This is a genomic window from Rhodothermales bacterium (assembly GCA_040221055.1).
In the GTDB taxonomy this organism is placed as follows: domain Bacteria; phylum Bacteroidota; class Rhodothermia; order Rhodothermales; family UBA10348; genus 1-14-0-65-60-17.
The window spans coordinates 15,411-39,155 of the sequence record JAVJVN010000021.1 but is presented as its reverse complement, the minus strand read 5'-3'; the positions used below and the strand labels follow the sequence as shown (position 1 = coordinate 39,155).

General features: G+C 61.2%; 24 protein-coding genes and 1 riboswitch. Of the genes, 10 read left to right on the top strand and 14 right to left on the bottom strand.

Translation table 11 applies throughout. The features are described from left to right. Positions 1-80: 80 nt before the first annotated feature. From RIE53_13690 to RIE53_13655, 8 genes are all read right to left on the bottom strand, one after another. Positions 81-851, bottom strand: coding sequence for a hypothetical protein (locus RIE53_13690; GenBank protein ID MEQ9105737.1), 771 nt, complete (start codon positions 849-851; stop codon positions 81-83). A 223-nt stretch (positions 852-1,074) separates the two neighbouring features. Beyond that, a complete protein-coding gene (asd, locus tag RIE53_13685; GenBank protein MEQ9105736.1) occupies positions 1,075-2,205 on the bottom strand; it encodes an aspartate-semialdehyde dehydrogenase in 1,131 nt (376 codons plus the stop codon). Then, positions 2,202-3,266: an aspartate kinase gene (locus RIE53_13680; protein ID MEQ9105735.1), complete on the bottom strand. Its 1,065-nt coding sequence runs from the start codon at positions 3,264-3,266 to the stop codon at positions 2,202-2,204. Before RIE53_13680 ends, asd begins: the two co-directional genes overlap by 4 nt. After that, positions 3,256-4,020, bottom strand: coding sequence for an SDR family oxidoreductase (locus RIE53_13675; GenBank protein MEQ9105734.1), 765 nt, complete (start codon positions 4,018-4,020; stop codon positions 3,256-3,258). Before RIE53_13675 ends, RIE53_13680 begins: the two co-directional genes overlap by 11 nt. Further along, entirely contained in the window at positions 4,005-5,108 is a 1,104-nt protein-coding gene (gene metX / locus RIE53_13670; GenBank protein ID MEQ9105733.1) for a homoserine O-acetyltransferase, read from the bottom strand. The genes RIE53_13675 and metX overlap by 16 nt, the downstream gene beginning before the upstream one ends. Position 5,109: 1 nt before the next feature. Next, positions 5,110-6,342 (bottom strand): PLP-dependent aspartate aminotransferase family protein, encoded by a 1,233-nt coding sequence (locus tag RIE53_13665; GenBank protein ID MEQ9105732.1) that lies wholly within the window; start codon positions 6,340-6,342, stop codon positions 5,110-5,112. Positions 6,343-6,521: 179 nt separating this feature from the next. After that, positions 6,522-6,638: riboswitch (SAM riboswitch) on the bottom strand. 54 nt (positions 6,639-6,692) lie between these two features. After that, complete coding sequence (locus tag RIE53_13660) at positions 6,693-7,046, bottom strand: type II toxin-antitoxin system death-on-curing family toxin (protein ID MEQ9105731.1); 354 nt, start codon at positions 7,044-7,046, stop codon at positions 6,693-6,695. Between the two features lie 44 nt (positions 7,047-7,090). Next, positions 7,091-7,318: an AbrB/MazE/SpoVT family DNA-binding domain-containing protein gene (locus RIE53_13655; protein ID MEQ9105730.1), complete on the bottom strand. Its 228-nt coding sequence runs from the start codon at positions 7,316-7,318 to the stop codon at positions 7,091-7,093. Positions 7,319-7,454: 136 nt separating this feature from the next. Here RIE53_13655 and RIE53_13650 point away from each other — a divergent pair, with 136 nt between their 5' ends. The 3 genes from RIE53_13650 (at position 7,455) to RIE53_13640 (ending at position 8,283) form a co-directional block, all read left to right on the top strand. After that, complete coding sequence (locus RIE53_13650; GenBank protein ID MEQ9105729.1) at positions 7,455-7,610, top strand: hypothetical protein; 156 nt, start codon at positions 7,455-7,457, stop codon at positions 7,608-7,610. Between the two features lie 80 nt (positions 7,611-7,690). Beyond that, positions 7,691-7,885: a type II toxin-antitoxin system VapB family antitoxin gene (locus RIE53_13645; protein MEQ9105728.1), complete on the top strand. Its 195-nt coding sequence runs from the start codon at positions 7,691-7,693 to the stop codon at positions 7,883-7,885. After that, on the top strand, positions 7,882-8,283 hold the full coding sequence (locus RIE53_13640) for a PIN domain nuclease (GenBank protein MEQ9105727.1): 402 nt from the start codon (positions 7,882-7,884) through the stop codon (positions 8,281-8,283). Before RIE53_13645 ends, RIE53_13640 begins: the two co-directional genes overlap by 4 nt. On the opposite strand, the gene RIE53_13635 is transcribed toward RIE53_13640, so the two are convergent. Next, positions 8,277-10,067 carry an FG-GAP-like repeat-containing protein gene (locus RIE53_13635; protein ID MEQ9105726.1) on the bottom strand — a complete coding sequence of 597 codons (1,791 nt, stop codon included), beginning with the start codon at positions 10,065-10,067 and terminating at the stop codon, positions 8,277-8,279. The genes RIE53_13640 and RIE53_13635 overlap by 7 nt on opposite strands. Positions 10,068-10,175: 108 nt before the next feature. Beyond that, positions 10,176-11,261 (bottom strand): helix-turn-helix domain-containing protein, encoded by a 1,086-nt coding sequence (locus RIE53_13630; GenBank protein MEQ9105725.1) that lies wholly within the window; start codon positions 11,259-11,261, stop codon positions 10,176-10,178. Positions 11,262-11,729: 468 nt separating this feature from the next. On the opposite strand from RIE53_13630, the gene RIE53_13625 reads away from it, so the two are divergent. Beyond that, positions 11,730-12,290, top strand: a complete 561-nt coding sequence (locus RIE53_13625) for a DUF4256 domain-containing protein (protein ID MEQ9105724.1) — start codon at positions 11,730-11,732, stop codon at positions 12,288-12,290. Between the two features lie 165 nt (positions 12,291-12,455). On the opposite strand, the gene RIE53_13620 is transcribed toward RIE53_13625, so the two are convergent. Both RIE53_13620 and RIE53_13615 read right to left on the bottom strand, forming a co-directional pair. Further along, positions 12,456-12,773 carry a hypothetical protein gene (locus tag RIE53_13620; protein MEQ9105723.1) on the bottom strand — a complete coding sequence of 106 codons (318 nt, stop codon included), beginning with the start codon at positions 12,771-12,773 and terminating at the stop codon, positions 12,456-12,458. A gap of 337 nt (positions 12,774-13,110) precedes the next feature. Next, positions 13,111-15,210 carry a T9SS type A sorting domain-containing protein gene (locus RIE53_13615; protein ID MEQ9105722.1) on the bottom strand — a complete coding sequence of 700 codons (2,100 nt, stop codon included), beginning with the start codon at positions 15,208-15,210 and terminating at the stop codon, positions 13,111-13,113. 85 nt (positions 15,211-15,295) lie between these two features. Between RIE53_13615 and RIE53_13610 the strand changes: the two genes are divergently transcribed. After that, positions 15,296-16,138, top strand: coding sequence for a M23 family metallopeptidase (locus tag RIE53_13610; GenBank protein MEQ9105721.1), 843 nt, complete (start codon positions 15,296-15,298; stop codon positions 16,136-16,138). Here RIE53_13610 and RIE53_13605 read toward each other — a convergent pair whose 3' ends face one another. Next, positions 16,139-17,056, bottom strand: a complete 918-nt coding sequence (locus RIE53_13605) for a J domain-containing protein (GenBank protein MEQ9105720.1) — start codon at positions 17,054-17,056, stop codon at positions 16,139-16,141. Between the two features lie 34 nt (positions 17,057-17,090). Between RIE53_13605 and accC the strand changes: the two genes are divergently transcribed. Then, positions 17,091-18,632 carry an acetyl-CoA carboxylase biotin carboxylase subunit gene (accC, locus tag RIE53_13600; protein MEQ9105719.1) on the top strand — a complete coding sequence of 514 codons (1,542 nt, stop codon included), beginning with the start codon at positions 17,091-17,093 and terminating at the stop codon, positions 18,630-18,632. 28 nt (positions 18,633-18,660) lie between these two features. Here the strand turns inward: accC and RIE53_13595 are convergent, their stop codons facing one another. Continuing rightward, positions 18,661-19,410, bottom strand: a complete 750-nt coding sequence (locus RIE53_13595; protein ID MEQ9105718.1) for a hypothetical protein — start codon at positions 19,408-19,410, stop codon at positions 18,661-18,663. Positions 19,411-19,658: 248 nt separating this feature from the next. On the opposite strand from RIE53_13595, the gene RIE53_13590 reads away from it, so the two are divergent. From RIE53_13590 to RIE53_13575, 4 genes are all read left to right on the top strand, one after another. Continuing rightward, positions 19,659-20,447, top strand: coding sequence for a LytTR family DNA-binding domain-containing protein (locus RIE53_13590; protein MEQ9105717.1), 789 nt, complete (start codon positions 19,659-19,661; stop codon positions 20,445-20,447). 71 nt (positions 20,448-20,518) lie between these two features. Further along, entirely contained in the window at positions 20,519-20,944 is a 426-nt protein-coding gene (locus RIE53_13585; protein MEQ9105716.1) for a hypothetical protein, read from the top strand. 620 nt (positions 20,945-21,564) lie between these two features. Continuing rightward, on the top strand, positions 21,565-22,722 hold the full coding sequence (locus tag RIE53_13580) for a DNA cytosine methyltransferase (GenBank protein ID MEQ9105715.1): 1,158 nt from the start codon (positions 21,565-21,567) through the stop codon (positions 22,720-22,722). A gap of 69 nt (positions 22,723-22,791) precedes the next feature. Beyond that, positions 22,792-23,742, top strand: a complete 951-nt coding sequence (locus RIE53_13575) for an HNH endonuclease signature motif containing protein (protein ID MEQ9105714.1) — start codon at positions 22,792-22,794, stop codon at positions 23,740-23,742. Positions 23,743-23,745: the final 3 nt, after the last annotated feature.

Here is a 23,745-nt window from a genome sequence, read left to right as displayed (position 1 = left end):
TGTCGGTGCTGTTCCGGATATTGGACATAACCCGTTGGGTGTTGCATGGAACTTGTTTGTTCGCACCATCAAGATACCAATTATATGCAACTTAGCCCAACGGGTTTTTTGTGTCCGTACGTCAGAATCGCACAGCTTAGGATCCATGCTTGGTCGAACAGCTGCGTGATATCCGTGTGGAATATGTAACTCCCCAAGGCAATATCATTCCGCGTGATAAGCTGATAGTACTTTCGCGTGATCTGTGATATGACCTCGACGGAATCAGGGATCTTCGACAAGCTCGGCGCCTTTCGAGTCCCTCTTCTGAAGTCGTTGTGAGCGATGAACTTATTTCTAAACTTCTGCAGTTCGTCGATCGCCGCGTCGAGACGAGCAATGTCAACGTCGATCTCCCCCTTAGAAAGGCCGCTCTTACCAGCGCCGACGACAGAATCAAACACATAGTTTCTTGTGTCAAATTCGTAGCGGGCCGAAACCGGGTGCGGCCCTTCGGTATCCAGATCGTCATTCTCCTCTTTCGGAGGATGTACTCTTCCGACGAATCGCTTCCGCGTAAAATATCCGTAGTACTCCGCGCATTCCTCAAGGAGCGCGCGTAGTGAATGAACGCGTTTTTCTCCACGTCCCTGACGCTCGCATATCCGTACGGCGCGAATCACGAGTTCGTCGACCATTGCGAATCCTATAAAGGTCCAGAATGCGTCCTTCCTATTCTTGATGGGGCTCTGGTCGACAACGGCCATAAAATCGCGACGAACCTCGATGAATGTGCGCAATCGACCGACCTCAACGACGCTTTTGTCGAGCCATCGCTTCCATTTCTTCACTCTCGAACTGTTTGGTTTCATTGCGGTCGTCTATAGGCAAATAACCTATCAATCTACAGCAGGCCTTGGGGCCATATGGTCCACGTAGTCACATGGCGAATTCGGGTAAGAATAAGTGGATCATGCAGTTAACGCAAGATCGACCCACATAGTATGCCATGATATTGCCCTTAGGATCAATCCACCTAGGCGCGTTCAACGCCGTGCACGTCTGGGATTGATCTCAACGAACATCCTTCTTCTATCAGACCGTAGCCGAGACCGTCTTCTCCTCCACAAGCAGTTCGGCGTTGAGGACAGCACCACCAGCTGCTCCGCGTATAGTATTGTGCGACAATACGTTGAACTTGATTCCGAGGACTGGGCAGGCGCGGATCTTCCCGACGGAGACGGTCATGCCGTTGCCGAGGCCGACGTGGCGCGCCGGTTGCGGGAAGGAAGGGTCGTCGAACACTTCGAGGGCCTTCTCGGGAGACGAGGGCAGGCCGCGGACGACGTCCGGCGCGGTCCAGTTACGCAGGGCTTCAGCGACGGCGCCGGGGGATGGTGAGCCGGTGAGCCGCACCGATACGCTCTCCAGGTGACCATCCACAACAGGGACACGGTTTGCGCTGGCGCTGACGGCAAATTTTGCTGGCGTGATTGATTGGGGGTCAGACAGGTCGCCGAGAATCTTCAGGGGTTCGGTTTCCAGCTTGTCTTCCTCGCCGCCGATGTGGGGGATGATGTTGCCGAGGATATCGAGGGCCGGGACGCCGGGGTAGCCTGCACCGGATATGGCCTGCATGGTCGTGACAAGGACTGATTCAACACCGAACGCATCGTGCAGGGGCTTGAGGGCCATGACCAAGCCCACGGTAGCGCAGTTTGGGTTGGTAACAATGAATCCTTTCGGACCTGAGCCGGAATCAGAACCGGGAGTGTCTGTGGGACCCCAGCGCTGCTGCTCGATGAGCGCGAGGTGCTCGGGATTTACCTCGGGGATGAGGAGAGGCACGTCGGGGTGCATCCGGTGGTTCTTGGCGTTCGAGATGACCGGGTATCCGGCGGCGGCAAAGGCGGCTTCAACTTCGCCGGCTACGGAGGCATCGAGGCCGGAAAAAACCAGATCGAACGGGCGCGAATGTGCGGTTCGGTCGCTTGGGACTGAGTCCGCTGGCGGCACGCAGGTGCCGACCGTCAGGTCGGCGACGGCGGGCGGGATGGGGTGGTGGCCCAGCCAGTTGACGGCGTCGCGGTAGGCGCGGCCGGCGCTGCGTTCGGAAGCGGCAACGGCCGTGACTTCGAACCAGGGGTGGTGCTCCAGGAGTTCGATGAAACGCTGGCCGACGGCGCCGGTAGCCCCGAGGATACACACGCGGAGTTTCGGCTTCATGGCGTCGCGGCAACGGGCGTGCCGTGCTTCAGGAGGTGGGCGTCGCGGCCAATGCGGTCGGGGAGGGCGCGTGGGAGGATGAGGGTGCCGTCGCCGTGGGGGTGGAGTGTGCTGCGGACATGCACGGGAATGCACCCGCGGACCACGGGGTCGAAGGCTTGCTCGTGCATACCGAGGGCCTTGGCGGCGTTCCAGGTGCTGGCATCTTCCGCCAGGAGGAAGGAAAAACGGCGGGCCGAGGGATCCAGGCGCGGATTGGCAGTGTGGATGCCGTCCACATCGGTCCATCGGTCGAGCTTGCGGGCGGAAAGGGCCTCGGCAACCAGCGCGGCACTGTAATCACTTCCGCCTCGGCCCAGCGTCGTTGTCCGCCCGTTGATCGATCGGCCAATGTAGCCCGTCACGATCGGCACAGTACCGGGCGCGAGCGATGCATACCACGCGCGGACGGCGACACCCGTGGCAGCGAGGTCCACGACGGCCGCGCCGTGGGAGTCATCGGTGAGGATGAGGCGGCGCGAGTCGACCCACGTGGAGGGGACTCCACGCGTGCCGAGCGCCAGGGAAACCAAGGGTGCCGAAAGCCGCTCGCCGACCGACAGCACGGCGTCCCGATCCGAGGCCGCGTCAGGGGCGGCGAGAGCGCGGGCAGAGCCGAGGGCGATCATCTCAGCCAGCCGTAACTCCAGGCGGCCGAGTACAATGCGCAGGATTTGTTCGTATTGGCGGAGCGCATCGGCGGGCAGGACGGCCCGGGCGAGGTCCAGGTGGCGCGAGCAGAGCCCATTCACCCCCGCGGCGACAGCCTGCCCCAGTGGAATGCCGACGGATGGCGTGTCATTTTGAGGGTCGTGTTGCGCATCATCCAATACCGCATCAATCAACCCTTCCAGTGCGTTCGTGACGCCGGAGAGCGCGGACACGACCACGACCGGCGGATCGGATTCGCCGGCCACGATGGTCAACAATTGCTCGAGCGCGGCCGGCGATCCAACGCTCGTCCCGCCGAACTTCACGACCTTCGGCGGCGAATGGCCGGAAAACAGTGCGTCAGTGGACATAACTCCCCGCGTTGATGTCTATGGTACACCCGGTGGCGTGGTCCGAGAGGCCGCTGGCCAGGAAAACCACGGTCGGGGCGACGTCCTTGGGCTGGGTGAGCTCGGCCAGGGCCAGTTCGCGCAGCACCACGTCCTCGCCGTTCTGGGCAATGAACTGCTTGGCCATGTCCGTCATGACCCATCCGGGGGCGATCGTGAAGGCCACAATCCCCTGCTTGCCCCAGGCGCGCGCAATGGAGCGCGTCATGGACACCATGCCCCCTTTCGATGCGGCATAGGCAATGTAGTCCTTCGTATCGCCCCGGAAGGCGGCGCGGGATGCGATGTTGATGATGCGCCCGCCGGCTCCGCTTCCCAACCAGTGCTGGATGGCCGCGCGGCACAGGATGCCACTCGCGCGCAGGTTCACGTCGTGCGTCAGGTCCCACGTGCGGACCCATTCCTCGGTCGATGTATCGAGCTCCGATTCGATGGCCACGCCAGCGTTGTTCACGAGCGCCGCGATCGGACCCAGTTCGCCGACCACGGCTTCGAACAGGGAGTCTGCTTCTGTCGCATCGGCCAGATCGGCGCGGAACAGCGTCACGCGGCCGTCACCGAGTTCCTTGGCCAGCGCACGCGCCTCATCTTCCGAACGACCGTAATGCAGGGCCACATGGGCACCGCTGGCGTGCAACTGGCGCGTGATTTCAGCGCCTATTCCGCGGCTTGCGCCGGTAACGAGGATGGTCTGGTCGGTCAGGTCAATATGCATGATGCTTCTTCGATGTTCGGTTCAAACGTGTGGAGCCAATCCCGGAGGAGGGCGCCCAATTGCGGGGTTTCGAGCAGGAAGCCGTCGTGGCCGTGCTCCGATTCAATAATGGCAAGATCGGCATGCGGCATGATCCGCGCCAGTTCTTCCTGTTCGCGCAGCGGAAACAACACATCCGAATCCACGCCCACCACGAGCGTCGGCTGCGTGAGGCTGGCGAGCACCGCATCGTATTCGCCCCGCCCCCGCGCCACATCGTGCGTGTTGGCCGATTCGCTCAGGCGCACGTAGCTGTTCGCATCGAACCGGTCCACCAGTTTTTTCCCCTGATGATGCAGATAGGACTGCACCGTCGCCGTATCCGTCCCGAACCGGGTTTCAAACGATGCTTGTGTCCGATACGACAACATGGCCATCATGCGCGCAGCACCCAGGCCCTGCCGCGGCGGATGCGCCGCGCTGTAATTCCCGCCGTTCCACGCCGGATCGGCATAAATGGCCTGCCGCTGGCTCTCGCTCCACGCAATGCACCACGCCGAATGCCGCCCCGACGTCGCTACGGGGATGAGGTGTTGGACGTAGGGCTCGTTCTGCTCGGACCCGGCCGTTTCGAAGCCCCACTCCAGGACCTGCATGCCGCCGAGCGAGCCCCCAATAGCGGCGTGCACGCGCCGAACGCCGAGCCAGTCCAGGAGCCGCCGATGCAAGCGCACGCCGTCCCGGATGGTGGGCACGGGAAAGTCCGCGCGGTACGGGCGGCCTGTTTCCGGATTCGTGCTGGACGGCCCCGTCGTGCCGTAGCACGATCCGAGCATATTGGCGCACACCACGAAATACCGGTCCGTATCAATCGGCGCGCCGCTCCCGATGAGCCCCGGCCACCACGTCGGCACGTGGCTGTCACCCGTCAGCGAATGGCAAACCACAATCGCGTTGTCCTTGGCATCGTTCAGCCGGCCCCACGTCTCGTACGCCACTTCGACGCCCTTCAGCGTCCGCCCACTCTCGAGGGTGACATCTCCGGCAAAGAATACGTGCCGGGGCGGGCTGAGCCGGGGATTTACAGTTTTTGACTGGAGCGTACTCATCTCAGACCGGGACCCCTGCGCTGCGTTTTACCCCGTTTGTTTTCGGAGCCTCCGTTTTCACACCATTGGGCGCGTGTGCTGGCTGTGCCGTGCAGACCCGGCTGAGCGCCAACTCCAGGTCGGCGAGCAGGTCCGATGGATCCTCAATCCCCACAGACAGGCGGATGATCTGTTCGGTGATGCCCGCTTCGGCGCGCTGCTCGGGCCGCATGGAGGCGTGGCTCATGGTCGCGGGCTGCTCGATGAGCGATTCCACGCCGCCCAGGCTTTCGGCCAGCGCAAACACGCGCGTGGCGCCCAACACGCGGCGCACATCGTCCCCCGTGCCCTTCAGACGGAAGCTCACAATGCCTCCGAACCCGGACTGCTGTTTGCGCGCAATGTCATGGCCCACATGGGTTTCGAGGCCCGGGTAGAACACCTCATCGACCGCGTCATGCCCGGCCAGGAAGCGCGCCACCGCGAAGGCATTCTCTTCGTGCTGCTTGAGCCGGAGGGGGAGCGTTTTCAGGCCGCGAACCAGTAACCAACTGTCGAATGGGGCGGCGGTCAAACCGAGTGCATTTGACGTGAACCGGATATCCGCCGCCCGCTCCTCCGTCCTCGCCACCACCGCACCGCCTACGATGTCCGAGTGGCCGTTCAGATACTTCGTCGTCGAGTGTACTATCAGGTCCGCGCCATGCTCGAACGGCCGCTGGAAGAGCGGCGACAGAAACGTGTTGTCCACAATGAGTTCGAGGTCGTGCCGCTTCGCCACCGCGCTCACCGCGGCCAGGTCAATTATCCGCAGCAGCGGATTCGACGGGGTTTCGGCCCAGATGGCCTTGGTGTCGGGCCGGATGGCGGCTTCAAGGGCCCGGACATCGGTCAGATCCACGAACGATACCTTCAGCCGGCCCTGCCGCGCCCAGACGGTGAGCAGGCGCTCCGTACCGCCGTAACAGTCGTGCGAACACAGGATGTGGGCGTCGGCATTGTACAGGCCCAGAACGGTCGTGACCGCCGACATGCCGCTCGATGTGGCCACCGCCCCGGCGCCGCCTTCCAGGTCGGCCAGGACCACTTCCAGGGCATTCCGCCCGGGGTTTCCGCTGCGGGAATAGTCGTAGGCGGGCTTCGTATCGGGATTCTCGAACTTGAAAATCGCCGACTGGTAGATGGGCGGCACCACGCTGCGGTAGGCGCCATCGGTTTCTTGTCCGGCGAGTGCGAGTCGGGTCTGGAGCTTCATGTCGGTTCGGGTTCGGTTTGGCCGAAAAACCTTTCCCGCTCGATGCGCAGCCACCGCTTCCCGGTGCCGGAACCACGGGGCGGCTGGGCCGACCCACAGCTCCCATCATCCCCGAAAACGAAAAAACCCTCCCGGATAGTGGGGAGGGTGCACCGGCTGCCCGATGGGCTGCCGTCCTCCTCCCATCATCCTCGAGCTTCGCTTCGAGCAGGATTTAGCACCAAGGCAGTTCCGTTTTGCGGAACCCGGTTGCTACGACGTCACAGGGCCAGTCCCTCGGTCGTTCTTTATGGAAGTGTGGCAATTATACGGCGACCAGACTGAAAAAAGCAAACAGCCTGAAATGGCGCTCAATCGACGTTTTCCCGTAGCCACGCAGCCAATGTCCGCTCGTCCAGTGCTCCGGTAGCGACATCAAGCATGACACGGACGGCGTCCGGTTCAGGAGCAACAAGCCGAATGCCGTTGATCCTGAGAAATACGTACATGGCCATAAAGGCTACGCGCTTGTTGCCGTCGATGTAGCCATGATTCTTCGCCAGTCCGACGGCATAGGATGCCGCCAAATCAATCAAGTCCGCGTCTGCTTCGTAGGCAAATCGATTCAGTGGGCGCGCCAGCGCAGAATCGATCAGGCCGCCATCGCGCACCCTTGGCGACCCACCATGCTGCCTGATCAGATCGATCTGGAATACGTCGACCATGGCGCGGGTAAGCCATTTGGGTTCCCCCTTGTTACCCCTGCCTGTCATTTCGAGAGTTCACGCAGCGCATTTCTGTAAGATGCCGCACCCTCTGTGTACGCATCCATCGCACGCTCAAAATCCGGATCGTAGGGCGAAATCAGCAGCCCTTCGGGTGTTTCTACGATACGTACCTTGTCTCCCTCCTTCAGATGCGCACGATCAAGCAGGTCCTTGGGAAGGGTGGTTCCAAGCGAGTTTCCAATCTTTCGGATGGTTGTCTGCTTCTGCATGGCGGGACTCAAAAGTTATAACAAACGTAAGTACATTTTGTATTCCGGCTGGGTTCCGCGTTTGCACTCGGACCGGGCGGAATGTGTCAAGCCCCTTGTCGGAAACCAGACGGCACAGGAACGTTAAATTCGCATCATGACCACACTACACGTCCCTATCTCCGACGATACTCTTCTGCGGCTCAAGGAGTTGGCGGCCGAGCAGAAGCTGACTGTGGAGGGTGATTTCGACGAAATCGCCGCTCGCATCCTGGCCAAGAACAGGGAGCTTTACGGCAAACTGGCCGAGTAAGGCGGGATTCGAGCCGGCGCGGAAACCCGATTGAGTTCGAGTGTGTATGATTTTGTTAAGTCATACACATCGAGACGACCATGCGAACCAACATCGTCATTGACGACAGACTCATGCAAAAAGCCCTGAAAATCACTGGTCTCAAGACGAAACGTGAAGCCGTAGAGCTGGGACTGCAAACACTCGTGCGACTTGGCGAGCAGGCCAAGATCAAGTCGCTCCGTGGGCAGGTCTCGTGGGACGGCGACCTGGATGAACTACGAACCGACGCATGATCATTGTAGATACCAGCGTCTGGGTCGATTTCTTCAACGGCCGCCCAACCAGGGAGTGCGATGTGCTGGAATCCATCCTGGGAGTTGAGCCGGTAGGAATCGGCGACATCATCCTGGTTGAAATCCTGCAAGGCATTCGCTCGGATACGGACTACAGAAAAACCAAGAGCCGGTTGGCGTCACTGACCACATTCGACATGCTCGGCGCATCGCGCGCTGTTCAATGCGCGAATTACTTCCGGATGCTTCGCAAGAAGGGCATCACCATCCGGAAGACCGCCGATGTCATCATCGCGGGATTCTGTATTGAAAACGGGTTCCCCTTGTTGTATTCAGACCGGGATTTCCAGCCGTTTGTACAACGTTTCGGGCTGAAGTCCTGGTCTGCCGATCACTGACTGAGGTCCCGGAACGACGCCCCCGACAGGATGAAGACGCGGCCGCTGCGGTAGCCGTTCACGGCGCTGTAGGCGGAGGTGACCAGGAAGTCGGTGTGCCCGTCGCCGTCCACGTCGCCCACATGCGTGGTGTCGAATCCGAGGGTTTCGCCGGGGACATTTCCCGTGACCGATGCGAGCAACTCGCCGTCCTTCCCGGACAGCAGATACAGTTTGCCCCCACTCACTGCGGCCGATGCGTGCTGCCAGGCCCCGACCAGCAGATCGTCGTGGCCATCGCCGTTGACGTCGCCCGTATCGGCCACCCCGATCCCGAATCCGTCGCCCGCCGCCTCACCCGCCTTGCGCAGGAGCACCGAGCCGTCCACCCCCGAGAACACGTAGATCTTGCCGACGCCCTGCGCCGTGCTGCTGTCCGCCCAGTCCGCCACGTACAGGTCCGGCGTGCCGTCCGCGTTCACGTCACCGACCACGGACATGAACATGCCGCCGAAGCGCCCGGCGCCCGCATCGGGCCGGAGTACGAATGCAGGTGAGCTGCCAACGCCTTTGTAGAGATACGCCAGCCCGCCGCCCTGGTGACCGGGCGCGCCCACCAGGATCCAGGCTTCCGATGCGTTGGTGCCCCCGTGCACCGTGGAGCCGAACTGGTCGCCCGGCTGCGATCCCATGAGCAACATGAGCAGGCTGCCGTCCTGCCCCGAGAACACGTGCGCGCGGCCGGGCGCATTGCCGCCACCCGGTTCGCCGACCACGATGTCGCCGTATCCGTCGCCATTGATGTCGCCCACGCCGCGGACCGAGGATCCGAAGCGACCGGGCGCATTCTCCGGCTTGAAATGATGCAGTTGCGTGCCGTCGCTGCCCGACCACACGAACACTTCGCCCGCGAAGGGCGCGCCCGCCACCACGTCGGGGATGCCATCCGCGTTCACGTCGCCGGCCGCTTCAATGCCCATACCCAGACGGCCGCCGTCGGCCGTACCCGTCGCGGACCACAGGAGCTCGCCCGTCCGGGAGGAATAGGTATAGACCCGGCCGCGCATTGAACCGGATCCAGATACTGCGCCGGACGAGGCGTCATCGGCTTGAGCCAGTCCATTGGAGTTGGTGGTGAAGTCCGCCACGCCGTCGCCGTCTACATCACCAATCCGGCGGGCAATCCATCCGAACACGTCACCCTGGGTTTCGCCGTGGACATCCAGGAGGATATCCATGGGCTCCACGAACGGATGCGCAAATTCCTCGGCCGACGGCATGAGCTCCGCCCAGCGGGGATCGGCGCTGAGCACCGCTGCGCCCGGCATCCCGCCCACCGACGTGATGTCCACCCGGCCGGACCGCTCCGCTTCGCGCAGGAGTTCGAAAGCCCGGTCCACGTTCCCCGTCATCGCGACCGCCGAGCCCAACGGCAAGGCCAGACCGGGTGCGCCGCCGGATAGCTCGTGCGCGCGCTCGTAGGCGTGGGCGGCTTCGTCATACCGCTCGGCCGCGCTGTAGGCGCGGCCGAGCGTCGCCCACGCCGGAACCAGCTGCGGCTGGCTTTCCGTCAGGGACTCGAGCGCCGTGATGGCCTCCGCCGCCCGGCCCTGGAAGATCATCTGGTTGGCCTGCTGCAAGACGGCCTGCGGAGAAGTCGCGCCCTGTGCTTGGACCTGGATTGGCGACAAGACAGCCGACCCTGCAATCAGGACCCCGAAACACAGTGCCGCCGAAGAAAAGAAAACAGAGACGAGCCGGGAGAGGGAGGAGAAGGACGACAGGGCGTGACGAGGAATAGACATGAAAGTCAGCGGTTTGGTTGCTGTACCGCAAGACGGCCAAACACCCCTGATGTTGCCTTTTGTCACGCCGAATTGCCCTTTTCCTAAATGTAACCTGGCAGGTTACATTTAGGAAGACCACCTGAGACGCACCTTCAACTTGTTCAGATGCGTGTAAGGCAGCCGCCCTTCGTGCTGGAGACGTCCGACGATGATCCCGGGTGCAATGCCGAGTTCGCGGGCCATGCCGACAATGTTGTCGGTGGAGTACCGGGACCAACGGGACATCTCATCAAACGCGGGCCGGGGAATCAAGAAGTCCGCTGCCCACCTGTCGGCTTCCTTTTCAAACTCATCGTCTGAAGCCCCATTTTCCAGGAATATCTGGCGCTTTCCATGGAGCAGCACATGGGCGGCTTCATGGAAGAACGTGAACCAGAGATGATCGTTGGTTTTGTAGCGAAGGGACAACTGGATGAGTGCCTGATCCGGACTCAACCACCGCGTCGCACCGCTCACGGCGGACTTCGGAAGTTGCGGTACGAACGCCACACCAACGCCGGCGGCTGCGCATGAAGTCTTCAGTGCGGGCTGGAACGTCTCCGGATTTTCCGTGGTCAGCGCGCGAGCAGCCGTCAGGCAATCCTTGAACGCCTCCACGTCGTAGTCGCCGAGTCGCATGGATTCGGCCTCCACCTGACCGGCACGCAGCCACGCGCTGAGTGCATATGGGTTGGCTTGAACGGAGGTCGATTTGCGGAAGGCCACCTCGTATTTGTTGTTAACCTCCTCCCACTGTGCCGGGGAGCTCACACCAAAGAACCGCAGGAGATAACGCACCTCGTCTTCGGGTTCTTTGACCTTGGGGATGAATCCCAGATCGGCCATTTGCTTGCTCGGAAAATTCCTCGCCCAGTCCCGGTGGGCGGCCAGTTCGGCCTCCTGATCCGTCCGGGCAAGGAACTCCCGGTAGTGCGTTTCGCGCATATTCCAGAACTCGGCGGACACGCCCAGCACCAGCTCCAGCTGCAGCGCCGTTTCGTGGGTGACAGGCGCCTTCCCGTTCATGATCTCGCTGATGGTCTTCTTGGGGCGGCCCATGCGCAACGCCAGATCCGCTTGGCTGATGTGACGCTCCTCAAGGATGTCACGTAGCGTATCGCCGGGAGGAGATACCGAGTCCGGTTGATACTGATTTGTGGTGTGCCTATCCATGTGTATCCTCGATTGATATGATTTCAATCGCCTCTATGCGTGTCCAGTCCAATCCGCCGTCCTGTTTCCGCGGGATGGGTTCTGTCGGGACAAACAACAACCGCTCCGGATGAACCAGGTCCAGGGAAAGTACTCCCTGTTTATCACCTGTCAGCTCATGCAGGCGCCCGGGGAAATGTCGGAGCGTTTCCAGATTCCGAGCCGCCCGCAAGTCGTCCAGGCGGTTTCGGAGCTTGCGCGCCTGCTGTGGGCCGAGTCGCTTGGTTGCCGTCGCGGAATCGTTACAGAGCTTCCTCAGCTTGCTTGTCTTGAAGGAAATGTCCAATAACGCGGACGGTTAATATCGTTAACGTTTTTCGTTATCATCTTAGAAGTCGCGCGGGGCGGGTTGGTTCCGCGCGAGCATCTCCTGTTGAATCACTTGACTCCGTACATTGTCCAGCATAACCACGCTGACAGACTCGCGGCATGAACCAATCCGACACGAAAGCCCTCCTTCACACCCTCAAGAACCGATTCGAGCAGCACATGGAGCGCCACAAGGATGTGGCGTGGTCGGTCGTGGAAAAACGACTGGTCGATGCGCCGGCAAAGCTGCGCGCGCTCAGCGAAATGGAGCGGTCAGGCGGCGAGCCAGACGTTATAGGCGCGGACCTGCTCGGCGTGAAGGTGGCCAAAGGTGAAATCCTGTTCTGCGACTGTTCGCCGGAGAGCCCGGACGGTCGGCGGAGCCTGTGCTTCGATCCCGAGGCGCTCGCATCGCGCAAGAAGAACAAGCCGGGGGGCTCGGCGGTGGGGACAGCACGGGACATGGGAATCGAGCTGCTGACCGAGGAGCAATACCATGCGCTGCAACGGGTTGTAGAGCTGGACTGGAAGACGTCCAGCTGGATCGCGACGCAAAAGGAAGTGCGGGAGCTCGGCGGTGCGCTGTTCGGGGATCGCCGATTCGGCCGGGTGTTCATTTACCACAACGGCGCCGAGTCGTACTACGCGGCGCGGGGCTTCCGTGGGCTGCTGCGGGTGTAGGCTCGTCGGGCGGAACGGTGACACGAGGAACAGGCTGAGCCTTCCGATGGGGATACCCTGCATGTCCCACGTGTGAAATGGCGCGAAAACCCAATTGTGGCCGGTCACGTGCGCCATTTCAGCCGTTTCTGATACGTCAGCGCGACTTTCCCAAAAACGAGCCCTTCAAATCGTGGCGCGATACTCCTTATGACTGGCGCGAATCGGAGCGTCGGTGGCGCGCATACCCGTAAAACTGCCGCGCAGATCACGTATTGTGGCGCGAAAACCCGGCACAGGAAAGCGCGCCACATAGATGGAATAGCACGCCACAAATGAGCCCATACGCGCCAATTTCCACGGAAATCGCGCCAGGTTGCAGGGATTTCGAGCCAGGTTCGGAACTGAGGCCGGGCCAATAATTGTGATTTTGGCCGAATCAGCCCGCTTCACACTTGTTTCGCGCCAAAAAACGGGCCGTGAAAGCAGGGCTTCGGATTTCACAGGCTGAGCCTGCATCTCAGAGGGAGCCCCGCTCCGCACCAACCGGGGCACATGCCTCAAACGCCGAGCTTCCCAACGAAGTCGTCCATGGATTCAGCGCGAATGGCATCCACGTGCAGTCGTTTGCAATCGTCTACGCTTGAAATTGAGTTGACCGCCTCCTTCACCGCCGTCGGGACGGTGCCAAATCGGGCTTCTTGTGCTTAACCGTTTCGTGAGCCCAAGTTTCCATTCAAACCGGAGGCCTTCGTTGCGCTCGCTCTCCTGCGCCTTCAGGTACGCGAAAACCACGATCGCGAAATCCAACCGCAACCGACCAAGACGCAACCTGCAAGGCTCAGAGCCGCGTCAGCAGAACGGTCTGGCCGGACATCCGGACGACATACACGCCGCGCGGCCAGGTGTCGGTTGAGAGCTCGGCGGTGAGGTCACCTGCGGAGACGGCCACATCGGCGACCTGCCTGCCCAACAGATCGAAAACCTGCAGCCGTTCGGGCGAGGGCAGCGGCGCATCCCAGGTTACGGTTGCGCGGCCTGCTGTGGGGTTCGGGTACACTGCGAGCGCTGGTGTGCGCGGGGTCAGCGGGGCGGTGGGCGGCGCATCATCTTCTTCCACATGCACGCTCGTTATGCCGTGTGCGTAGAGGCCGCCGTCCATGGTGCCGACCCAGCCGATGCCGGTGTCATCGAAGGCGATGGCGCGGATGCGGAGGTGGCCGCCGAGGCCCGTGTTGGCGGGCGTCCACTGACGCGTGAACGGATGCAATTGGTAGACGCCCGAGCCGAAGGTGCCGATGAACGGGTTGCCGAACCGGTCGAACGCAATGGTCTGCACGTCTTCCTGGCCGTTCAGGCCGGGGGCCGCGGTGCGCCAGTTGCGACCGCCGTCGGTGGATTCGAGGACGCCGGAAAAGCGCGTCCCGATGAGGATGCGCCCGTCGCGCGCGGCTATGCTCTGGAAGTCGAACCAGGCGAGGGTCGATGTGGACATGAGGGACCACGTGGTCGATCCGGGCTCCAGGCGCCAGGAATCCCACGCGGCGCCGGCAATTACGGAGCCGTCGTCCAGCACGGCCAGGGACGTGACATCCCGGTACGCCCCGTCGTCGCCCTGGATGTACATGGGGGTCCACGATGACCCGCCGAAAATCTGCACGCCGGAATGGAATCCGACATATATGGCGCCTTCCGGACCGATGGCCAGCGCGCCAATCCGCGGCCGTCCCTGCGGGCCGAGCAGCTCCCATTCGGAGTCGTCAACGGTGCCGCCATGCGCATCGGTCAGGGCCAGGCGCCACAGTCCCGCGGCCGTTCCGGCCAGGAGATGCCCTTCGGCGCTTACCGCCAGTTTCCGAACGTCCTGGATGAGGGGCGTTTCCGGGCGCACGCGGTCCCACGATGCGCCGTGGTCGCTGGTCACGAAAATGCCGCCACTGGTGGCCGCATACACGCGGCCGTCGTGCAGGAGAACATCGCGGACCGGGCTGAAGAGCCCGTCGTTCGAGACCGCCCACGAAAAGCCTTCGTCTTCCGAGCGAACCAGGCCGGCGCCCGCCGATCCGGCCAGCCACACGCCCGGCTCGATTTCGGCGAGGGCCTGGATGGTGGTCGGGGCGGCCGTGCGGGTGCGCCACGTCGATCCCTCGTCGGTGGAGGACTGGACCGTGCGGTAGCCGCCCAGCATGAGGCGGCCGTCGCTGCCCACGGCGAGGGCGCGCGCCACGACGGGGTCGGAAATGGGTTGGATGCACGTCCACAGGTTGCCGCTGCCGCGGGACCGGTAGACGGCGCATTGATTGTTCTTCGGCGTCGTTCCGGCGAACACGTGACCGTCGGCGTTCACGGCCAGCGACCGGACATCGAATTCCAGCATGCCGAACGAGGCATAGGTCCAGGTCAGGCCGTCATCGGCGGATCGGAAAACGCCCACGGATGTACCCACAAACACGTGGGTATCGCTGGCAGAGAGTACCGCCGGAACCGCCTGGATGCCGTCCAGGCTGACGGTTTGCCATTGCTCCGCATCGTCCGAAATCCGGACACCGGCATTGGTGGCCACGACGAATCGGCCGGAATGTGTTTGCGTGATGGCGGTCAGGAAGGTGGCGGGGAGGGACTGGCGTATCCAGGCGCCGGCGCCTGAATCCCAGCGGTACAGCCCGTCACCGAATGTGGCCGCGTAGAGCGTCCCGTCGTCCGAGACATGCAGGTCGCGCACGTCCGGCTGGGCGAATCCACTGGACGCGCTCGCCCATGTCAAGCCCCCATCCTCGGAGCGGAAGGCACCGGAGGAAGTGGCCGCGACCACCGCATCGTCATGCTTGACGATGTCCGTCACGCTCACGCCGCCGTACGGCCCATCCACGGGGCGCCAGAAATCCGTCTGCGCGTACGCGTGCGGCGCGCCCGCCCACGCGAGCAGCAGCCAGATCGCCAAACAGCGAAATTGCACAAATGAGGGCCGATGTGTCATACATTGGAGTATCGGCCGCCGAGCGCCGATCTGAATGCTGAGTTTCGCCATGCCGAATCGCCTGACGTTCCTTCTGATTCCAGCGCTGGTGGTATGCGCCGTGCTGGGTGCCTCGTGCGAGCGCTTGCCGGACGCGACGCTGCGTCAGACCGACCTGCGCGCATCGACCGCAGTGCGGGGCGATTCCCTCTTCATCACGTTCACGAATCCGGCCCCGATTCCAACGCGGATTGAAGTATCGTCCAAGGAATCGGACGTTGACGAACGCGTGCGAACCCGCCTGGTGTTGGAGCCGTCGTCAGAAACGGTTGTGGCCCTTGATGTTGCCGGCCTCGACAGCGCGAAGGTCCGCAGCAACCTCTCCTTCTCGTTCACCTTCGGAAGCCTGGACACGCCCGTCCGTCCGGTCCCGTTGGCGTGGCCGTTTCCGCGGGGCCGGTCCTATGAAGTCATCCAGGGCTATGAAGGATCCTTCTCCCACACCAGCGCCTATTCCCGGTATGCGCTGGATTTCAATCTGGCCGAGGGGGACACCATTTCGGCGGCCGATGACGGCTGGGTAGTGGGCGTCATCGAGGGCTACGATGTGGGCGGGGACGACCCCAAGTACCGCCCGTACGCCAATTACATCACGGTGTATCATCCCCATTCCGGTGTGGTGACCCAGTACGTCCACCTGCTCCCCGGGGGCAGCTTCGTGGCCGTCGGGGATTCCGTGGGTCGGGGCCAGCCCCTCGGACGGGCCGGACTGACCGGGTTCACCAATATCCAGCACCTCCACTTCAACGTCCTTGTGGCCGACTCCACGGAGGGGATGGTGTCGATTCCGGTGACGTTCGAGAACGGCACGGCCGGCGAGTCCCTCCGGCAGCGCGACCGCGTGGGGCACTGATTATCCCTTCACCTTCCGGATGGCGTCCAGCTGGGCCTCGGTGAGGGTCGTGGGAACGACCAGGCGGACTTCCACGAGCAGGTCGCCGCGGGAGACGCCGGTGGCCGACTTGGGAATGCCCATGCCGCGTATCCGCAGTTTTTCGCCGTGCTGGGTGCCGGGAGGGATGGTCAGCTTGACGGTCTGACCCCCCGGGGCGGCGACGCTGAGTGTGGCGCCGACCACCGCATCGAGCGCATCCACATCCAATGTCGTGTGCACGTCGTCACCGTCACGGCGGAACCGGCCCTCGTCGGACGTACGGAACGTGACATAGAGATCGCCGCGCGTCGGGCCCATGCGCTGGCCCTTGCCCTTGAGCCGGACGCGATAGCCGTCCTTGACGCCGGGCGGGAAGGGCACGGATACGCGCTCGCCGTCGAGGGTAAAGGTGGCCTCGCCGCCCTTCATCATGCGGTCGAACGACAGTTTCACGGTGCGTTTCAGGTCGGGATCGGGCGGGGTCGGTCGAGCCTGCGCCCCGAAGGGATCGGTCTGGAATCCGCCGGGGCCGCCGCCGCCGGGGAAACCGCCTGGCCGCCCGGTGCGCGTCGAGAACCCCCCACCGCCCTGAAAACCGCCACCGCCCTGGCGCCCGCCGAAGAACTGCTCGAAAATATCGTTGATATCGACCCCGCGGCCGTCCCCACCGCCGAGCGGATTGCGGCGCATCTGGTCGTACTTCTTGCGTTTCTTCGCGTCGCCCAGGACTTCGTAGGCCTGCTGGACTTCCTTGAAACGCTCCTCGGCGGCCGGATTGTCAGGATTCCGGTCTGGATGATGCTTCCGGGCCAGGTCTCGGTAAGCCTTTTTTATGGCATCGGCCGGGGCATCTTCCCCGACGCCGAGTACACTGTAAAAATCGACGGTCTTGGACATGATGGGGTGCGGAAACGTACCTTTACGAACAATTATGACACATTCAACTGAAACGACAGAGCCCGCCGGGAAGGTCCGGACCATCCGCAAGGTATTGGTGGCCAACCGGGGGGAAATCGCCGTCCGCGTCATGCGGACGTGCCGCGAATTGGGCATTTCGACCGTCGCGGTGTACAGCGAGCCCGACGCCACCGCGCTCCACGTCCGGATGGCGGATGAAGCGTGGCCGGTGGGCAGCGCCGCATCCAGTGACTCCTACCTGCGCGTGGACCGCATCCTGGAGGTGGCCCGGAAAACGGGCGCCGACGCGGTGCATCCCGGATACGGATTCCTGTCCGAGAATGCCGCCTTTGCCGAGGCCTGCGAGAAGGAAGGCATCATCTTCATTGGCCCGCCCACGGGGGCCATCCAGTCCATGGGCGACAAGACGGCCGCCCGCGCCATCATGGAGAAGGCCGGTGTCCCGATGGCGCCGGGTACGGTGGATGCGATCGATGATCTGGCCGAAGCCGAACGGATTGCGGGGGACATCGGGTATCCGGTGCTCATAAAGGCAGCAGCGGGGGGCGGCGGCAAGGGGATGCGTATTGTGCGCGAAGCCAAGGCGTTCCGCTCGTCCATGGAGGCCGCGCAGCGCGAAGCCGCCAGCGCGTTCGGGGACGGCCGCGTATTCATTGAGAAGTACATCGATGAGCCGCGCCACATTGAATTCCAGGTCCTGGCCGATACGCACGGCCACATCGTGCATCTGTTCGAGCGCGAATGCTCCATCCAGCGCCGCCACCAGAAGGTGGTCGAGGAGGCGCCGTCGTCGGTGCTGACCCCGGAATTGCGCGAGCGCATGGGGCGCTCGGCGGTCGAGGCGGCGCGTTCCTGCGGATATGTCGGGGCCGGCACCGTGGAATTCCTGGTCGATGCCGACCTGAACTACTACTTCATGGAAATGAACACGCGGCTGCAGGTCGAGCACCCGGTGACGGAGCAGATTACGGGCCTCGACCTCGTCGCCGAGCAGATCCGGATTGCCGAGGGCGAGCATCTTGGATATACGCAGGACGATCTGCACATCCACGGCCATTCCATTGAGTGCCGCGTCTACGCTGAAGACCCCGCGACCGGGTTCTTGCCGAGCCCCGGGCCGCTCCTGAGGCATTTCATGCCGGGCGGATTCGGGGTCCGGGTCGATGCGGGCGTCGAAGAAGGCGGCGAAGTGCCCATCTATTACGATCCGATGATTTCGAAGCTCGTCACCTGGGGCCCCACGCGCCGAGACGCCATACGGCGGATGCGCCGCGCCCTCGAGGAATATGACATTGCGGGCGTGCCGACCACCATTCCGTTCTGCCACTTCGTGATGGAGCACGAGGCCTTCACCAGCGGGGCGTTCTCCACGCACTTCGTGGACCAGCACTTCACGCCCGAGCGGTTGTTCGCCGACGACCCCACTCTCACGGAAGCTCTTGCCGCCGCCGCAGCCATGTTCGCAGAGCGCCGAGAAGCCGAAAAGGGAGCACCGGCGCCCGCCGATGCATCGACCGGAAACGGGTTCAGCCTGTGGCACGTGCGGCGGCGGTAACCAGTTATCCGAGAAACCCGTTGACGGATCACGGATTTGCGAACTGTAGAACATCCATTACATAGTGCAGTGGAATGACCCAAATTATGTCATGGGTTTGGTCCAATCCCACCAGAACAACGGTCCCGATTGCTGTATCGATGATCAACGACGCCATGTCATCCACTGAAACACCCGATGCCAGCATGGCGGGAATGTGCGCAATCGCAAACAGCCCAGCGATGATGCCAATTGCAGGCACGCGGCCAATCCATGCCCGCAAACGGAAGAACAGGCCGGCAATGGCAATGTCTTCCAAGGCCACCTGCGCGACATGAACCATGTTTCCCGGCAGGAAAACGGTCTCGAATGCTTGATTCACGGAAATCTCCGTACGTGCGATGGCATAGACGGCAACCGCCATCGTCGCCACACAGAGGCCGAAAATCGCGCGACCCCATCGGTTTCCAGACGGAAGAAAAACGGAATGCCAGCCCTCGTTTCTGAGCGCAATCATCAGGAGCAACGGCGAGAAAATGAGAATCTGGTTTACCGGTATGCTTACGATGTACAGCGGGCCCGTTTCGGGTAGAAGCCACCCGAGCATATAGAGCTGACCAATACCAAGCACCAGCGGGACGGAAAGCAACAGGAGCAGAAAGGACTTGCCCGGCCGGGACATGTCCCTGTCCGTCTCGGGCCAGATCGCGCGATGGTGTTGATACCGGTAGAAGCTTACCACCACGATTGTGGACAGGAAATAGCAAATCGAAATGGCATGGTAGTGGCTCATCTTCACGGTGATATCATGGGTGATTGACTAGAATCTATTACTGCCTACACCGTTATTGGCGCATGGCTTCACTCCACGACATGAATCGACAACACCAGAACACCAGTCGACAACATGTGCCCAGGACAGACAACACTAACCTCCCAATTCAGCTCGAATATCTGTCTGATTGGCGTGTTATCGGTGGACTGACGCTTGTTGGCCTTCTTGGCTATTACGCGGTCGGTGTTGGACTGGGTCAGGGCGACTGGCGAATGGACGACCTGGGAGTGTGGCGCGTGGTGACGACCATTCTGGTGGATCAGCTTCTGGTGGAAGCCTTTACGCTTGCCGGATTCATTGTCCTGCTCCGGCGGTCTGCCAGCCGTTTCGGATTGGACCATGTCGAGCCGACCGGTCGGGGACTGATTGCATATGGATTATCCCTCCTACCGATTCTGATTGGTGCAGCGATTCTCATTACGCCCATCTCCCAGACGCTTCGGTTCGGCATCCGCATGGTATCCGGATTCGGTCCACGACCGGATGCGTCCAGTTTCGTGTCCCTGTATGCACTGGACCCGCGTGTGTACCTCGTGTATGCTGCCATATTGGTTCCTCTTGGTGCATTCGCCGTCGCAACGCGCGTTACGCTTGATTTGATTGCCCAGCATCGGCGTCAGAAGGAATCCCTTCGGCAAGGCTACCTGCCAGCAACTCGCAACGGGCTGGACGCCCGCGTTGCGACGACGGATGTTTATTGGATTACGGTTCACGGCCGGGTATGCAACGCCACCTGCAAAGAGGAATCCGTCGTTGTTCCCAAATCCATTTCCATGCTTGACGACCTGCAGATCCCCGGTTTTGTGCGGATCAATCGCTCAACCATCGTGAACATTGATCATATAAGTGGATGGTCCCACTGGGAGAACGGCAAGTATATCGTCCGGATGTCCGACCCGGACAACACCACGCATGTCGTGCCGAGGGGACGAGTGCGTTGGTTGAAGGAGAATCTGGCCACGCGCAATTCGGCACCCCAAGAGCATCGTCGCGAGGCTTGACTGTACGCCATACCGTTTGGGCGTCCGTCTTGATGCTGGCGTGGAGGAAGGCGGTGAAGTGCCTATTTGTGATGAATTCGAAACTGGTCAAGTGGGGCCGCACGCGCCGAGACGCCATACGGCGGATGCGCCGCGCCTTGGAGGAATACGACATCGCGGGCGTGCAGACCACCATTCCGTTCTGCCACTTCGTCATGGAGCACGAGGCCTTCACCAGCGGGGTGTTCTCCACGCACTTTGTGGACCAGCACTTCACGCCCGAGCGGTTGTTGGAGGGGGCGCCCATGCGTGGGAAATCCGCAGGAGACGGGGCTACGGCCTCGCTTGAAGAGGCGCTCGCCGTGGGCGCCGTGTTCTTCGCGCAGCAACAGAAAGCCGCCGGCAACGGAGCCGGCTCGGCGGCCGGGTCCGGTCTGTCGCGGAACGGTCAGGCGGGCAGCGGCACCGGCGAAGAAAAAATGGGCGCCTTCAGCCCCTGGCGGACCCGACGGGGATAAGACGCCTCAGGTTACGTTCGGCGTAGTCGGGGGTCATTCAGGAAACCACTAGCCCTTCTTTCCTGTTATGCCCCATACCCTGAACAACACAGTTATTGGATCGGGCCGTCACATGACCCCCTCATGGCTTCGCAAAATGAGTTGGCTCAGAGCCAAAATGGACGGTTTCGTCGGCCTGTTCTCACCAGACGCATCAGAGCGAACGGTTGATGATTTGCTGCCGCCGCCGTCCACAGCACAAGGCATGGAACACGCGTTCGAGGGTGTCGGTCGGTTCATGATGTCGGCGATTGAGACTGGACGCCGAGAACGAGAATGATGTCAATTGGAATTTGAAAAAGCCCAGACAGTGAAAGCGTACATTCGACAGCAAGTCTGTTCATTCTGGTACATACTCGATCGCATTTTTCGGCGTTTTGATATAAGTGGATCGGCGCGGAAGGATTTCTACGTTCCGCTCTCTCCCGCCGAGTCCTTACTGCGGGATCTGGGAATGACAAACCGTGACATGCGTCTCGCAAAGGAAGACATCGAGAACGGGATGTCGGATAGGCAACGCCAGTAACGGCAATCTCAATACTTCGTCACACACTCAACTCATCAGATCACTCCTTTCGTTCATGCAACAGCCATTTCGACTGATAGACCTGTTTGCTGGAGCGGGGGGCCTCACTCTCGGCTTCGCCGATATGGTGGATGAGCATGGAAACCGCATTTTTGACCCCGTGTGGGCGAATGATTTCAACGATGATGCTGCGGCAACGTATAACGCCAATTTTGGACCTCATTGCACATCGGGCGACATCCTTTCACTTCTTGACGACGGTCTCCAATTACCAGACGCGGATGTTGTAATCGGTGGCCCACCTTGCCAGGGCTTCAGCCTGTTGAACAAGAAGCGAGCGGCCGATCCGCGAAAGCAGCTTTGGCGGCCGTATATGGAAATTGTGGACCGTGTAGGGGCCAAGGTTTTTGTCATGGAGAACGTACGGCAGCTCCTGAGCTCTGCAGAATTCCACGACATCAAGCGGGCTGCTGAAGATCTCGGTTTCAATGTCAGTGCCGCTGTCTTGTGCGCTGCTGACTACGGTGTACCTCAGGAGCGGTACCGCACCTTTATCGTCGGATCCCGAACGGCGAACGCGGCTGACGCATTCCCACCTAAAAGAACGCACTACAACAATCTCCGTCTGGATTCTTCAGCGATCTTGTTCGACGAGTACGTGGAAAATCCTTATCCCTGGAGGGATGTCCATTCTGCTATCGCGGACCTGCCGGCTCCAGAAGGAACGGAGATCCGAAACATGTCAGGTCCACTGGATCTGCACTTTGGCAGGAACCCGACAGACAAGAGCATGCTTCGTTATAAAGCAGTTCCCCCGGGTGGAAATCGTTTCGACCTTCAAAAAAACGCCCCTGAGATCACTCCCCAATGTTGGATCCGGAAGAAGTCTGGAGGAACGGACTTGTTCGGACGATTGTGGTGGAACCGGCCCTCCGTTACTATCCGAACCGAATTTTTCAAACCTGAGAAAGGACGCTATTTGCATCCTGATCAACACCGTCCGATAACCCACCGGGAGGCTGCACGACTACAATCGTTCCCGGATGATTTTGTATTCGTGGGTAGCAAGATTGAAATTGCTCGACAGATCGGAAATGCCGTTCCTCCAGGGCTCGCTCGTGCGATTGCCCGCTCTGTCCATGCACTGTTGACTGGTGATGAAAAGTTGATGTGGGAGGTTGCCGTGCATGATGTCGCAACCTCTTTGGCCTGACCCGATTTCCTTGAATTTATGGCGCGACGAACACGCATTGGGGAGCCGGAGTCCATCCGGGCTGAATTGGTGGCACTCCTTACCGACTTTGAGCAGCTTCTTGAACGCGAGAACATTCGCGAGCAAGTTTGTGCACTGATTCCCGCAGTCCATCTCATGCGCGACTTGGGTGCTTCACTCCCTCGAGTCGATTCGTTCGGTGGAGCCCGAGATAGAATCCTCAATTATCTCCAACGATTCCCTGCGACAGCCATTGCTGGAGACGAGATCGGTGTAGTGTCTGGCATATCGGAATACGCCAGACGTGTCCGGGAACTGCGCGTTGAGATGGGGTGGCCGATTTTTTCGGGCACGACGGCCAAAGAAATGATTCAGCAGGAACACTACGCTGGAAACGGGCAACATGAGCTGGACAAGGGACTGCTGGAGACCATCGAGGCGATGGTCGTTGATGACTATATCTTGTTGGGAGACCAGGACCGTGACGCCGCTCACAGATGGAATTTGGCCAATTCAGTTCGAAAGCAAAAAACGTCCGTTCGCGACCGCCTGCTCTCTTACCTGCGGCAAAATGTCGGAATACCAGTTACTGGAGAAGAGTTGAGGTATGTGGCCAAAGGCGCTACGGAGTGGGCGCGGCGTACGCGGGAGCTGCGTACGGAGCTTGGCTGGCCAGTATCGACGCGCAACAGTGGTCGTCCTGATCTCCCGGTCGGAATTTATGTCCTTGAGGCCGACCGACAACTCCCTGAGCATGACCGGGTGATTTCAGACCCGATCCGTGTAACCGTTCTTGAGCGAGACAAGTTCAGCTGCCAGCGCTGTGGCTGGAACCCGGGAAATATGATGCCGGGCGATCCTCGAACGCTTCTGGAACTGCATCACATTGAGCACCACGTTGATGGTGGTGAAAACGTTGCGGACAACTTGATCACGCTATGCAACGTTCATCACGATGAACTCCACCGCCTGGGTATAAACGGCAACGCAGCGCTCAGCGAGTGGCTGGCATCTGACTGACAC

Coding starts and splice junctions, on each gene's coding strand:
- RIE53_13690 (MEQ9105737.1), bottom strand. CDS start 851: ATGAAACCAAACAGTTCGAGAGTGAAGAAATGGAAGCGATGGCTCGAC.
- asd (MEQ9105736.1), bottom strand. CDS start 2,205: ATGAAGCCGAAACTCCGCGTGTGTATCCTCGGGGCTACCGGCGCCGTC.
- RIE53_13680 (MEQ9105735.1), bottom strand. CDS start 3,266: ATGTCCACTGACGCACTGTTTTCCGGCCATTCGCCGCCGAAGGTCGTG.
- RIE53_13675 (MEQ9105734.1), bottom strand. CDS start 4,020: ATGCATATTGACCTGACCGACCAGACCATCCTCGTTACCGGCGCAAGC.
- metX (MEQ9105733.1), bottom strand. CDS start 5,108: ATGAGTACGCTCCAGTCAAAAACTGTAAATCCCCGGCTCAGCCCGCCC.
- RIE53_13665 (MEQ9105732.1), bottom strand. CDS start 6,342: ATGAAGCTCCAGACCCGACTCGCACTCGCCGGACAAGAAACCGATGGC.
- RIE53_13660 (MEQ9105731.1), bottom strand. CDS start 7,046: ATGGTCGACGTATTCCAGATCGATCTGATCAGGCAGCATGGTGGGTCG.
- RIE53_13655 (MEQ9105730.1), bottom strand. CDS start 7,318: ATGCAGAAGCAGACAACCATCCGAAAGATTGGAAACTCGCTTGGAACC.
- RIE53_13650 (MEQ9105729.1), top strand. CDS start 7,455: ATGACCACACTACACGTCCCTATCTCCGACGATACTCTTCTGCGGCTC.
- RIE53_13645 (MEQ9105728.1), top strand. CDS start 7,691: ATGCGAACCAACATCGTCATTGACGACAGACTCATGCAAAAAGCCCTG.
- RIE53_13640 (MEQ9105727.1), top strand. CDS start 7,882: ATGATCATTGTAGATACCAGCGTCTGGGTCGATTTCTTCAACGGCCGC.
- RIE53_13635 (MEQ9105726.1), bottom strand. CDS start 10,067: ATGTCTATTCCTCGTCACGCCCTGTCGTCCTTCTCCTCCCTCTCCCGG.
- RIE53_13630 (MEQ9105725.1), bottom strand. CDS start 11,261: ATGGATAGGCACACCACAAATCAGTATCAACCGGACTCGGTATCTCCT.
- RIE53_13625 (MEQ9105724.1), top strand. CDS start 11,730: ATGAACCAATCCGACACGAAAGCCCTCCTTCACACCCTCAAGAACCGA.
- RIE53_13610 (MEQ9105721.1), top strand. CDS start 15,296: ATGCCGAATCGCCTGACGTTCCTTCTGATTCCAGCGCTGGTGGTATGC.
- RIE53_13605 (MEQ9105720.1), bottom strand. CDS start 17,056: ATGTCCAAGACCGTCGATTTTTACAGTGTACTCGGCGTCGGGGAAGAT.
- accC (MEQ9105719.1), top strand. CDS start 17,091: ATGACACATTCAACTGAAACGACAGAGCCCGCCGGGAAGGTCCGGACC.
- RIE53_13590 (MEQ9105717.1), top strand. CDS start 19,659: ATGGACGACCTGGGAGTGTGGCGCGTGGTGACGACCATTCTGGTGGAT.
- RIE53_13585 (MEQ9105716.1), top strand. CDS start 20,519: ATGAATTCGAAACTGGTCAAGTGGGGCCGCACGCGCCGAGACGCCATA.
- RIE53_13580 (MEQ9105715.1), top strand. CDS start 21,565: ATGCAACAGCCATTTCGACTGATAGACCTGTTTGCTGGAGCGGGGGGC.